This window comes from Streptomyces sp. NPDC002643 (genome assembly GCF_053592555.1).
Window position 1 is genome coordinate 71691 of record NZ_JBSFVY010000037.1, and the last position, 13227, is coordinate 84917.

Here is a 13227-nt window from a genome sequence, read left to right on the forward strand (position 1 = left end):
TCCGAGGAGGTCATGGCAATGCCGCGCGACTTCACGCTCTTCACCGGCCAGTGGGCCGACCTGCCCCTTGAGGAGGTCTGCCGACTCGCCCGCGACTTCGGCTACGACGGCCTGGAACTCGCCTGCTGGGGCGACCACTTCGAGGTCGACAAGGCCCTCGCCGACCCGTCGTACATCGACTCCCGCCACCAACTCCTGGAGAAGTACGGCCTGAAGTGCTGGGCCATCTCCAACCACCTGGTCGGGCAGGCGGTGTGCGACGCCATCATCGACGAACGCCATCGCGCGATCCTGCCCGCCCGGATCTGGGGCGACGGCGAACCCGAGGGCGTACGGCAGCGGGCGGCGGCCGAGATCGCCGACACGGCCCGGGCGGCGGCGGCCTTCGGCGTCGACACCGTCATCGGCTTCACCGGCTCCGCCATCTGGCACCTCGTCGCCATGTTCCCGCCCGCGCCCGAGTCGATGATCGAGCGCGGCTACGAGGACTTCGCGACCCGCTGGAACCCCATCCTCGACGTCTTCGACGCCCAGGGCGTCCGCTTCGCCCACGAGGTCCACCCCAGCGAGATCGCCTACGACTACTGGACGACCCGGCGCGCTCTGGAGGCCGTCGACCACCGCCCCGCCTTCGGCCTGAACTTCGACCCGTCGCACTTCGTGTGGCAGGACCTCGACCCCGTCGGCTTCCTCTGGGACTTCCGCGACCGGATCTACCACGTCGACTGCAAGGAGGCCCGCACACGCCTCGACGGCCGCAACGGACGCCTCGGCTCCCATCTGCCCTGGGGCGACCCGCGCCGGGGCTGGGACTTCGTCTCGGCCGGGCACGGCGACGTCCCCTGGGAGGACGTCTTCCGGATGCTCCGCTCCATCGACTACCGGGGCCCCATCTCGGTCGAGTGGGAGGACGCCGGCATGGACCGCCTCCAGGGCGCCCCCGAGGCCCTGACCCGCCTCAAGGCATACGACTTCGACCCACCGTCCGCCTCGTTCGACGCGGCCTTCGGCGGCAACGACTAGGCCCGTACGACTAGGCCCGTACGACTAGACCCGTACGACTAGACCCGTACGGCCAGGCCCGTACAGCTCCCTCGTGTCTTCCGGGGTGACGGCGCACCCCGGCGTACCGCACACACCCGTACACCTCCGTACGACCAGCCCCTCTCTGGAGGCATCTCGTGCACCCGTACGACGACAACGGACACCCCACCTCTCACTTCAGACGCCGGAGCGTTCGCGGGCCCCTCGCACTGCTGAGCGGGCTGCTGCTCGCGGGCGCCTCGCTGTCGCTCACCTCGCCCGCCGCCGGCGCGGCCGAGGCCGCCCCGCAGGCCGCCGCGGCGGAGGACTCCGAGCGGGTCGCCCTCGCCGCCGAGGACTTCCAGCAGGTCACCCTCGCCAAGGGCGAACCGGAGGTCGGCGAGCCCATGTCGCTCGCCGTCCTCCCCGACCGCTCCGTCCTGCACACCTCCCGCGACGGCGAACTCCGCCTCACCGACGCGGCCGGCAACACCAGACTCGCCGGCAAACTCGACGTGTACTCCCACGACGAGGAGGGCCTCCAGGGCATAGGCGTCGACCCGGGCTTCGCCGACAACCGCTTCATCTACCTTTACTACGCGCCCCCGCTGAACACCCCCGCGGGCGACGCCCCCGAGACCGGCACCGCCGCCGACTTCGCGCCCTTCGACGGCGTCAACCGGCTCTCCCGGTTCGTCCTGAAGACCGACGGCACCCTCGACACGGCCAGCGAGACGAAGATCCTCGACGTCCCCGCCTCCCGGGGCATCTGCTGCCATGTCGGCGGCGACATCGACTTCGACGCGGCGGGCAACCTGTACCTGTCGACCGGCGACGACAGCAACCCGTTCCAGTCGGACGGCTTCACCCCCATCGACGAACGCGCGAGCCGCAACCCCGCTTTCGACGCCCAGCGCACCTCCGCCAACACCAACGACCTGCGCGGCAAGATCCTCCGCATCAAGGTCGACGCCGACGGCTCCTACACCGTCCCCGACGGCAACCTCTTCGCGCCCGGCACGGACAAGACCCGCCCCGAGATCTACGCGATGGGCTTCCGCAACCCGTTCCGCTTCAGCGTCGACAAGACGACCGGCATCCTCTACGTCGGCGAGTACGGCCCCGACGCGGGCGCCGCCAACCCCTCGCGCGGCCCCGCCGGACAGGTCGAGTTCGCCCGCGTGACCAAGCCGGGCAACTTCGGCTGGCCGTACTGCACCGGCAAGAACGACGCCTACGTCGACCACGACTTCGCCACCGGCACCTCGGGCGCCGCCTTCGACTGCTCGGCGCCGAAGAACACCTCGCCGAACAACACCGGCCTCACCGATCTGCCCCCCGCCGAGCCCGCCTGGATTCCCTACAACGGCGCCTCCGTCCCGGAGTTCGGCGACGGCTCCGAGTCCCCGATGGGCGGCCCGGTCTACCACTACGACGCCTCGCTCGACTCCCCGGTGAAGTTCCCCGAGGCGTACGACGGCGACTTCTTCGCCGGTGAGTTCGGCCGCCGCTGGATCAAGCGGATCACCAGCGACGCCGACGGCACCGTGCAGTCGATCAACGACATCCCCTGGTCCGGCACCCAGGTCATGGACATGGCCTTCGGCCCGGACGGGGCGCTGTACGTCCTCGACTACGGCCTCGCCTGGTTCGGCGGCGACGAGAACTCCGCCCTGTACCGCATCGAGAACGCCACCGACGGCCACTCCCCGGTCGCCCAGGCCGCCGCCGACCGCACCTCCGGCCAGGCGAAGCTCAAGGTGAACTTCTCCTCCGCCGGCACCAGCGACCAGGACGGCGACGCCCTCACCTACAGCTGGGACTTCGGCGACGGCACCACATCCACGGCCGCCAACCCCCGGCACACCTACAAGACGAACGGCACCTACACGGCGACCGTCACCGCCGAGGACCCCTCCGGCCGCACCGGCAGCGCGAGCGTGCGGATCGTCGTCGGCAACACCGCGCCCAAGGTCGAGCTGCGACTCCCGGCGGACGGACAGCTGTTCGCCTTCGGCGACGCCGTGCCGTTCGAGGTGAGGGTCAGCGACCCCGAGGACGGGCGGCCCATCGACTGCTCCAAGGTCAAGGTCACCTTCATCCTCGGCCACGACAGCCACGGCCACCCCGTGACCTCCGCCAACGGCTGCACCGGCACCATCCAGACCAGCGCCGACGGCGGCCATGACGAGAACGCCAACATCTTCGGAGTCTTCGACGCCGAGTACACCGACGGCGGAGGCGGCGGCCAGGCCCCGCTGACCACCCATGACCAGAGCGTCGTCCAGCCCACCCACCGCCAGGCCGAGCACTACGGCGACTCCTCCGGCATCACCGTCCAGTCCAAGGACACCGCCCACGGCGGCAAGACCGTCGGCGACATCTCCAACGGCGACTGGATCTCCTTCAAGCCGTACGTCCTCTCCGACGCCACGAAGATCACCGCCCGTATCTCCTCCGGCGGTTCCGGCGGCAAGCTGGAGGTCAGGGCCGGGTCCCCGACCGGACGGCTCCTCGGCACCGCCACCGTCCCGGTGACCGGCGGCTGGGAGACCTTCCAGGACGTCACCGCCGACCTGTCCCGCGCCCCACGCGGCACCACCACGCTCCACCTGGTGTTCAAGGGCAGCGGCACCGACGCCCTGTTCGACGTGGACGACTTCACGTTCACGGCGAGGTGAGGGGCGATCATGCGAACGAACGGACGCATTTGGGCGGCCGTGGGAGGCGCCGCCCTGCTGATCGGCTGTGTGTCGGGTCCGGCCGCGTCGAACGAGGCCGACCAGGCGGGACCAGCCGTGTCGCATGAGCCGGGCGGCGGCCCCGGCCAGGGCGGCTCCGAGACCCGCCGGGTGCTGGTCTTCTCCAAGACCGCCGGCTTCCGGCACGACTCGATCCCCGAAGGGATCACGGCCGTACGGGAGTTGGGCGCGGCGAACGGCTTCGCCGTCGACGCCACGGAGGACGCCGGCGCCTTCACCAGCCGCAACCTCGGTCACTACGACGCCGTCGTCTTCCTCTCCACGACCGGCGACGTCCTGAACGAGGCCCAACAGGGCGCGTTCGAACGGTACATCGGACGCGGCGGCGCCTACGTCGGCATCCACGCCGCCGCCGACACCGAGTACGACTGGGCCTTCTACGGCGGACTCGCCGGCGCGTACTTCCAGTCGCACCCGGCGATCCAGCCCGCCACGGTCGCCGTCGAGGACCACGCCCACCCGGCGACCTCGGGCCTCGGCCCCACCTGGAACCGCACGGACGAGTGGTACAACTACCGCTCCAACCCGCGCGACCGGGCCCATGTCCTGGCCTCCCTCGACGAGTCGTCGTACACCGGCGGCACCATGAACGGCGATCACCCCATCGCCTGGTGCCAGAACTACCGGGGCGGCCGGGCCTTTTACACCGGCGGCGGCCACACCAAGGAGTCCTACACCGAACCCGCCTTCCGCCAGCACCTCCTCGGCGGCATCCGCTGGGCGATCGGCGACGCCCAGGCCGACTGCCGCCCGGAGAACGGCTACCGGCCGCTCTTCGACGGAACCGCCGATTCGCTGTCGGGGTGGCGACAGGCAGGTCCCGGCTCCTTCACCCTGTCCGACGACGGCACACTCACGACCACCGGCGGCATGGGCATGCTCTGGTACGCCGCCTCGGGCTTCGGGTCGTACTCCCTGAAACTCGACTGGAAGGTCGCCGGCGACGACAACTCCGGTGTCTTCGTGGGCTTCCCGCCCTCCGACGACCCCTGGTCGGCCGTCAACAACGGCTACGAGATCCAGATCGACGCCACCGACGTCCCCGAGAGAACCACCGGGTCCGTCTACGGCTTCCGGTCCGCCGACATCGACAAGCGCGACCGCGCGCTGAACCCGCCGGGGGAGTGGAACACGTACGAGATCCGCGTGGAGGGCGAACGCCTCCGTGTCTGGCTCAACGGTGTGAAGATCAACGACTTCACCAACACCGATCCGGCCCGGAGCCTCACCGACGGACACATCGGCATCCAGAACCACGGCGCCGACGACCAGGTGTCCTTCCGCGACGTCCGGATCAAGGAACTGCCCGTGGGGACCGCCGACACGGCACCGCATTCGGGCAACTGAGCGACGGCGGGCGGGTGACGCCGGACTCCCGCCCGCCGTCTTCCTTTCCCACTCCGGCACCGACGGCAGCCCCGCGGCCGCCGTACCCGTACCGGCCGCGCACAACGGCTTGTGACCGCCCACGACCACGTACGACGAGGAGGCCGCCCATGTCCGGTACCGGAGGTTCCGAGCAGAGGGCCGGTGTCTGGCTGATCGGGGCACGCGGCTCCGTCGCCACCACGGTCGTCGCGGGCTGTGCGGCCCTGACCGCGGGGCTCCACGCCCCCACCGGCCTGCTCACCGAAACCCCCCTCTTCGCCGACACCGGCCTCCCACCCCTCTCCTCCCTCGTCTTCGGCGGTCACGACATCGCCGACTGCCCCCTCCCCAAACGTGCCGAGGCCCTCGCCGCCACCGGCGTCCTGCCCCATGGCCTCCCAACGACGATCACCGCCGAACTCACCGAGGCCGACGCCGAGATCAGATCCGGCGGCCCACTACCGGTACCGGGAACCACGACAATCCCCACCACCGAGACCGACGCCCCAGTCCCCACCGAGGCCCGCGCCCAGAACCCCGCCACGGACCCCGGCACCGACCCCTCCGCTCTGATCTCCTCCTTCGCCGCCGACATCCGGGACTTCATACGGCGCCGTGACCTCTCCCGAGCCGTCGTCGTGAACCTCGCCTCCACGGAGCCCGCCCCAACCGGCGCCGCCCTGCCGCCCAGCTCCCTGTACGCGGCGGCGGCCCTCCGAGCCGGTTGCCCCTATGTGAACTTCACACCCTCCGTCGGCCTCGACCACCCGGCGCTGGCCCCGCTGGCGGAGTCGGCCGGTGTCCCCTACGCGGGCCGCGACGGCAAGACCGGCCAGACGTTGCTGCGATCGGTCCTGGGCCCGATGTTCGCCCAGCGGGCCCTGACAATCCGGGCCTGGTCCGGCACCAACCTCCTGGGCGGTGGCGACGGTGCCGCCCTCGCCGACCCGGCCGCCGCAGCCGCAAAGAACGCCGGCAAGGAACGCGTCCTGACCGACACCCTCGGCACCACCCCCGAGGGCGAGACCCACATCGACGACGTCCCCGCCCTCGGTGACTGGAAGACCGCCTGGGACCACATCGCCTTCGACGGCTTCCTCGGCACCCGCATGGTGCTCCAGACCACCTGGCAGGGCTGCGACTCGGCGCTGGCCGCCCCCCTGGTCCTGGACCTGGCCCGCCTCCTGGCCCGCGCCGACGAACTGGGTTTGACCGGCCCCCTGACCGAGCTGGGCTTCTACTTCAAGGACCCGGTGGGGGCGGGGCCCGCGGCACTGGGTGAGCAGTACGCGGCGTTGGCGCACTTCGCCGACCGGCTCCGGTACGGCCGACGACAGCCCGCGCACGACAGCGGCGGGACGGACCTCTCGTGAACCCATCTCTGTCACCCCCGTCATCCGACGCCACCCCCTCTCCCTCTCCCTCTCGTACTCGTCTCTCCCTCGGCTACGGCACCAACGGCCTCGCCGACCTACGCCTCGACGACGCCCTCGCCCTCCTCGCCGACCTCGGCTACGACGGTGTCGGGCTGACCCTCGACCATATGCACCTCGACCCGCTGGCCCCCGATCTGGCCGCCCGCACCCGGCGACTCGCCCGCCGCCTGGACGCACTCGGCCTGACGGTCACCGTGGAGACCGGCGCCCGCTATGTCCTGGACTCGCGCCGCAAACACGGCCCCACACTCCTCGACGCCGATCCCGACGACCGCGCCCGCCGTGCCGATCTGCTGATCCGCGCGGTCCGGGTCGCCGCCGAACTGGGCGCCCACGCCGTGCACTGCTTCAGCGGAGTCACCCCGCCCGGCACCGATGACGACACCGCCTGGAAACGCCTCGCCGCCGCCCTCACCCCCGTCCTGGACGCGGCCACCGCCGCCGGCATCCCGCTTGCAGTCGAACCCGAACCCGGTCACCTCCTCGCCACGCTCGCCGACTTCCACCGCCTCCGTGAGATTCTCGACAGCCCGGCCGCGCTGGGCCTCACCCTCGACATCGGCCACTGCCAGTGCCTCGAACCTCTCCCTCCGGACGACTGCGTCCGCGCCGCCGCGCCCTGGCTGCGCCACGTCCAGATCGAGGACATGCGCCGAGGTGTCCATGAGCATCTGCCCTTCGGCGAGGGCGAGATCGACTTCCCACCGGTCCTGGAAGCCCTAGCCGCCACCGGCTACGAGGCCCTGACCGTCGTCGAACTGCCCCGCCACTCCCACGCCGGCCCCCACCAGGCAGAACAGTCCCTCTCCTTCCTCCAACGCATCGTCGGCCGAACAACGGGCCGTCCGACCCACGGGAGCCCGCCGTGAACCACCGCACGCCACCCTCGGCCGACCCCGACCCCGACATCACCCCCGGCAACCCGTCCCTCCCCACCCCCGCCGACCTGCGCGCCCGGCTGAACACCCACCTCAAGGACAGCGCCCGCGCCTGGCTGGGCCGGGCCCTGGACGAGGCCGCCGACCATCCGGGCATCCACGGGCCGATCTCCGTCTGGGAACTCCGTCTCGCCGAAGCGGGCCGCAGATGCGGTGCCGAACACGCCGACGCCGTCCGGGTGCTGATCCTGCACGCGGCGCGCGCCGACGCCGACGCCCTCAGCCGGGTCTACCGCCAGGGCACCGCCGACGAACGCCGTGCCGTCCTCCACGCGCTGCCCCACCTCGTGCCCGGCCCCGACGCCCTGCACCTCGTCGAGGACGCCCTGCGCACCAACGACACCCGCCTGGTCGCCGCCGCCCTCGGCCCGTACGCGGCCCGGTATCTGGCCCCGCACCACTGGCGGCACGCCGTCCTCAAGTGCCTGTTCACCGGTGTGCCGGTCGACGGGATCACCGACCTTCCGCGCCGCGCCCACGGTGACACCGAACTGGCCCGCATGCTCGGCGACTACGCCGACGAACGCACCGCCGCGGGCCGTCCCGTACCCGAAGACCTGTACCGCGTCCTGGCCCTGACCGCGCCCCCACCGGCCGACGAATCCGGCACCGAGGGCACCGACCGCACGTACGGCACCGATGGCACCGACGGCACCGACCGCACGTACGGCACCGACCGAGTCGTCGGCACCGACCGCATCGCCGGCGACGACGGCAAGGAGACCTGATGCGCCTCTTCGACCCCCACATCCACATGACGTCCCGCACCACCGACGACTACGAGGCGATGCACGAGGCGGGCGTCCGCGCGGTCGTCGAACCGGCCTTCTGGCTCGGCCAGCCCCGCACCTCTCCCGCCTCCTTCCTCGACTACTTCGACTCCCTGCTGGGCTGGGAACCCTTCCGCGCCGCCCAGTACGGAATCGCCCACCACTGCGCCATCGCCCTCAACCCCAAGGAGGCGGGCGACCCCCGCTGCGTCCCCGTCCTGGACGAGCTGCCCCGCTATCTCCTCAAGGACCGGGTCGTCGCCGTCGGCGAGATCGGCTACGACTCCATGACCCCGGCCGAGGACCACGCCCTGGAACACCAACTGCAACTCGCCGCCGACCACGGCCTGCCCGCCCTCGTCCACACCCCGCACCGCGACAAGCTCGCCGGGGTCCGCCGCACCCTCGACGTCGTACGCGCCTCCGCGCTCCCCACCGAGCGGGTCCTCCTCGACCACCTCAACGAGACCACCGTCAAGGAGGCCAGGGACAGCGGCTGCTGGCTCGGCTTCTCCGTCTATCCCGACACCAAGATGGACGAGGAGCGCATGGTCGCCGTCCTCAAGGAGTTCGGCCCGGAGAAGGTCCTCGTCAACTCCGCGGCCGACTGGGGCAGAAGCGACCCCCTCAAGACCCGCGAGGTCGCCGACGCCCTGCTCGACGCCGGGTACGACGAGGACGACGTGGACCTCGTGCTGTGGCGCAACCCGGTCGCCTTCTACGGGCTCAGCGGCCGGCTCGCCCTCGATGCCACCGCCACAGGGGCCACCCACGAGGGCAACTCCATCCTGCGCGGCCGGGAGTGACCCATGCGCTTCCGCCACCCCGACGGCTCGACCGTCCACCTCGCCTACTGCACCAATGTGCACCCGGCGGAGACCCTCGACGGAGTCCTCGCCCAACTCCGCGACCACTGCGAACCCGTACGCCGCCGCCTCGGCCGCGACCGCCTCGGCATCGGCCTGTGGCTCGCCAAGGACGCCGCCCACGCCCTCGACAGCGATCCCGCCGCCCTGCGGGGCCTGCGCGCCGAACTCGACCGGCGCGGCCTGGAGGTCGTCACCCTCAACGGCTTCCCGTACCAGGGCTTCGGCGCCGAAGAGGTCAAGTACCGGGTCTACCGGCCCGACTGGGCCGACCCCGAACGCCTCCACCACACCACCTCCCTCGCCCGCCTCCTCGCCGGACTCCTCCCCGACGACATCACCGAGGGCACCATCTCCACGCTGCCCCTGGCCTGGCGCACCGTGTACGACGACACCCGCGCCGCCCTGGCCCGAACGGCGCTGCGCACCCTCGCCGAACGCCTCGACGCCATGGCCGAGTTGACCGGCCGCTCCATCCGCGTCGGGCTGGAACCCGAGCCCGGCTGCACCGTCGAGACCACCGCCGACGCCATCGGCCCGCTGACCGACATCGGCCACGACCGCATCGGCATCTGTGTCGACACCTGCCATCTCGCCACCTCCTTCGAAGACCCGGACACCGCCCTGGACGCGCTCACCCGCGCCCACGTCCCCCTCGTCAAATCCCAGCTCTCGGCCGCCCTGCACGCCGAACACCCCCATCTCCCCGATGTCCGCGAAGCCCTCGCCGCCTTCGACGAGCCCCCCTTCCTGCACCAGACCCGCACCGCAACCGCCGCCGGACCGCGCGGCACCGACGACCTCGGCGAAGCCCTCTCGGGCGACGCCCTGCCCGACGCGTCCCCGTGGCGCGCCCACTTCCACGTCCCGCTGCACGCGGCCCCCGCCGCGCCCCTGACCTCCACACTCCCCGTGCTCATCTCCGCCCTGACCCGTCTGGTCGGCGGCGCCCACCCGCTCACCCACCATCTGGAGGTCGAGACCTACACCTGGCAGGCCCTCCCACCCGAACTCCGCCCCCGAGGCCGCGCCCAGCTCGCCGACGGCATCGCCGCCGAACTCACCCTGGCCCGCGACCTGTTGACGGACCTCGGCCTCAAGGAGCTGCCCTGAACCACGACCCGACCGGCGACCGGAACAGGAACAGGAACACCACGATCCCCGACCTCAAGGAGTCCCAGGCATGAGCCGCATCCGCCAGACCGATCCCGAACTCACCCACCGCCTCAGCAGACGCGGCATGCTCGGCGTGGCCGCGGGCGCCACCGCCGCCGCCCTGCTGGGCACCGCGGCCCCCGCGCAGGCCGCCACGACAGGCTCGGCGACCACCTCCGCCGCGACCGGTCGCGGCCGCCCCGTACTGCCGCCCGGACGGCTCGGCATCCAGCTCTACAGCCTCCGCGACAAGGTCTCCACCCTCGGCTTCGCCCCCGTCTTCGCCGAGCTGGAGAAGTACGGCTACGACGAGGTCGAGTTCGCCGGCTACACCCAGGGCACGGCGGGCCCCATCACGCTCGCCCAGCTCAGGCGGCTGGCCCGGGACCACGGGCTCACCCCGATCGGCAGCCACGTCGGCTACTACGCGGACGACCCGAACGCGTACACCTTCGCCCAGAACCTCGACAAGGTCCTCGACGACGCCCAGGCCCTCGGCCTCAGGCACATCGGCACCGCTTCGGGGCCGTTCCGCTACGGCACCACCGTTGACGCGATGAAGCGGGCCGCCGAGGAGTTCAACACCTACGGCGCGGCGGCGAGGGCACGGGGCATGAAGTTCTACCAGCACAACCACTCGGAGGAGTTCTCCTTCGCCAGTGACAAGCCGAAGGTCCGCCTCTACGACGTGCTGCTCCGTGAGACCGACCCCGATCTGGTCTTCCTGGAGATGGACATCTTCTGGGCGTATGTGGCCCAGTTCCGCTTCTCCCAGCGGCCCGACGGCAAGCCCGCGCCGTTCGAGCCCCTGGACTACGTCCTCAAGCGTCCGAACCGCTATCCGCTCTTCCACGTCAAGGACGGCGAGAGCGACCCGTCGAACCCCTTCGGGTACCGCATGGTCGACGTCGGCGACGGCGACATCGACTACAAGAAGTTCATCTCCGCCGTGACCCGTCTCAGGGGCCACCGGCTCGCCCACCACTGGCAGGCCGAACACGACAACCCCACCGAGTCGTTCACCTTCGCCCGCCGCTCCAGCGAGCATCTGCACTCGCTGCGGGAGAAGTGCTGACGGTGTGACACACCGCGCACATGAAGCGGCCGTCCAGGGGCGCGAGGCCCTGGACGGCCGCTTCACATACTCGGCGGGAACCGGGAACCGGGAACCGGCGAGCCGGAACAAGCCGGTTGAGGTCAGACGGTCTCCTCACCCAGCGGCCGCGGGTTCGGCTGGACGCGCTTGGCCGGCGTCCGTCCCGGCGGTCGCAGGAACACGGCCACACAGCCCGCGAAGAGGGAGATCGAACCGGCCAGGATGAACGCACCGGCGTAGTCCCAGGCGGAGACCACCACCGCGCCCATGCCGGAGCCCAGCAGACCCGACACCAGCTTGGACGAGTACACCAGGCCGTAGTTGGAGGCGTTGTTGTTCTCACCGAAGTAGTCGGCGGTCAGCGCGGCGAACATCGGGAAGATCGCACCGCCGCCGAAGCCGGAGATCGACGAGAACAGCAGGAAGAGCGGCAGATTGCCGATGTTCCCGGAGAACAGGATGCCGTACTGCGACAGCCCGAGGACGATGCAGACGAAGATCAGGCACTGTTTGCGGCCGTACCGGTCGGAGAGCCAGCCGATGACGCCGCGCCCCGTGCCGTTCACAATCGCCTTCAGGGACATGGCGGTGGCCACGATCCCGCCCGCGAAGCCCGCCTCGTCACCGAAGGGCACCTGGAAGGCTATGCCGAAGATGTTCACACCCGACGTGCACAGCAGACAGAACCACATCAGGGCCACACGGCCGGTCTTCCACGCCTCCTTGGGGGTGTACTGGTGCACGGCGGGCGGGTTCTTCTCCAGTGCGCGCCGGGCGCGGGCGTCGGTGGGCTTCTTCAGCGGGTCGACGTCGGCGGGCCACCAGTTCTTCGGCGGGTCCTTGAAGAAGTAGCCCGAGACGGCGACGACCGCCGCCAGGAACAGGCCCACCGCGACGAGTACCCAGCGGAAGTTCGTGAGGTCCATGTAGCCGGTGAAGATGAAGACGAACGGGACCGAGCCGTAGGCGAAACCGCCGTTCACGAAGCCCGTCTTGCCGCCCTTGCGCTCCGGATACCACTTGGCGACCATGTTCACGCAGGTCGCGTACACCATGCCCGCGCCCATGCCGCTGAACATGCCGAAGCCGATGTACGCGACGACCACATGGGGCGCGTACGCGAGCGAGAGATAGCCCAGCAGGGTGCCGAGTGCGCCGAGCATCATCGCCCAGCGGGCCGGGAGCTTTCCGCTCTCCCGCAGCTTGCCCGCGGGGAACGCGACGGCGGCCTGGAAGAAGACCCAGACCCCCAGCATCCAGAAGATGTGCGCGCTGCTCCAACTGTGCGCCGTGTGCAGCGTGTCCTCGGCGGACGCGAACGCGTACTCCGCCGAGCTGATGCCCATCATGCCGACCCACGGCAGGATGACCATCCACTTGCGTTTGCGCCCCATGATGTCGATGTCGGTCTCACCGACGCGGAACACGCGGCCGTTGGCGTCCGTCACCTCCCTGTACGGGAGGGACGTCGAGTAGTCGATGGTTGTCATCTGCTCTTGCACTCCTTGCGTCGAAAGATCTGGCCAGCGCCCCCTGTCCAAATGCCTTTCGTGCGCGCACGGCTCCCGGGGCCGGCCGACGCGCACCGTCGGCCTGCCCCTCGTGCTCGGTTACGTCATGGCCCGCCCCCCAACAGCAGGGAGGCTCCGCACCCTGGTGGCGCGCCGGGAGATCCCCACGTCAGATCACCCCGCTCGACCTCAGCAGCCGCAACTCCTCTTCTTCTAGGCCGAGTTCGTTGGTGAGGATGTCGTGGGTGTGTTGGCCGAGGAGGGGGGAGGGGGTGATGTGGGTGGGGGAGTCGGAGAGTTTG

Annotated in this window: 10 protein-coding genes and 1 pseudogene; 9 read left to right on the forward strand and 2 right to left on the reverse strand. The window is 70.8% G+C overall.

What is annotated here, in order from left to right:
- The first annotated feature begins 18 nt into the window (after nt 1-18).
- The 9 genes from ACWD4G_RS38025 (at nt 19) to ACWD4G_RS38065 (ending at nt 11393) form a co-directional block, all read left to right on the forward strand.
- A complete protein-coding gene (locus tag ACWD4G_RS38025) occupies nt 19-1023 on the forward strand; it encodes a sugar phosphate isomerase/epimerase family protein (protein ID WP_451301906.1) in 1005 nt (334 codons plus the stop codon).
- Nucleotides 1024-1181: 158 nt separating this feature from the next.
- Nucleotides 1182-3704: a PQQ-dependent sugar dehydrogenase gene (locus ACWD4G_RS38030; RefSeq protein ID WP_451301883.1), complete on the forward strand. Its 2523-nt coding sequence runs from the start codon at nt 1182-1184 to the stop codon at nt 3702-3704.
- Between the two features lie 9 nt (nt 3705-3713).
- Nucleotides 3714-5132, forward strand: a complete 1419-nt coding sequence (locus tag ACWD4G_RS38035) for a ThuA domain-containing protein (RefSeq protein WP_451301885.1) — start codon at nt 3714-3716, stop codon at nt 5130-5132.
- 149 nt (nt 5133-5281) lie between these two features.
- A complete protein-coding gene (locus ACWD4G_RS38040) occupies nt 5282-6526 on the forward strand; it encodes an inositol-3-phosphate synthase (protein ID WP_451301887.1) in 1245 nt (414 codons plus the stop codon).
- An 8-nt stretch (nt 6527-6534) separates the two neighbouring features.
- On the forward strand, nt 6535-7458 hold the full coding sequence (locus ACWD4G_RS38045) for a sugar phosphate isomerase/epimerase family protein (protein WP_451301908.1): 924 nt from the start codon (nt 6535-6537) through the stop codon (nt 7456-7458).
- Nucleotides 7455-8255: an EboA domain-containing protein gene (locus tag ACWD4G_RS38050; protein WP_451301889.1), complete on the forward strand. Its 801-nt coding sequence runs from the start codon at nt 7455-7457 to the stop codon at nt 8253-8255. The genes ACWD4G_RS38045 and ACWD4G_RS38050 overlap by 4 nt, the downstream gene beginning before the upstream one ends.
- Complete coding sequence (locus ACWD4G_RS38055; RefSeq protein WP_451301891.1) at nt 8255-9103, forward strand: TatD family hydrolase; 849 nt, start codon at nt 8255-8257, stop codon at nt 9101-9103. Before ACWD4G_RS38050 ends, ACWD4G_RS38055 begins: the two co-directional genes overlap by 1 nt.
- A 3-nt stretch (nt 9104-9106) precedes the next feature.
- Nucleotides 9107-10276, forward strand: coding sequence for a metabolite traffic protein EboE (eboE, locus tag ACWD4G_RS38060; protein WP_451301893.1), 1170 nt, complete (start codon nt 9107-9109; stop codon nt 10274-10276).
- A 70-nt stretch (nt 10277-10346) separates the two neighbouring features.
- On the forward strand, nt 10347-11393 hold the full coding sequence (locus ACWD4G_RS38065; RefSeq protein WP_451301895.1) for a sugar phosphate isomerase/epimerase family protein: 1047 nt from the start codon (nt 10347-10349) through the stop codon (nt 11391-11393).
- Nucleotides 11394-11515: 122 nt separating this feature from the next.
- On the opposite strand, the gene ACWD4G_RS38070 is transcribed toward ACWD4G_RS38065, so the two are convergent.
- Nucleotides 11516-12904, reverse strand: coding sequence for an OFA family MFS transporter (locus tag ACWD4G_RS38070; RefSeq protein WP_451301896.1), 1389 nt, complete (start codon nt 12902-12904; stop codon nt 11516-11518).
- Nucleotides 12905-13094: 190 nt separating this feature from the next.
- Nucleotides 13095-13227: pseudogene (locus ACWD4G_RS38075) on the reverse strand (formyl-CoA transferase); the annotation flags it as partial.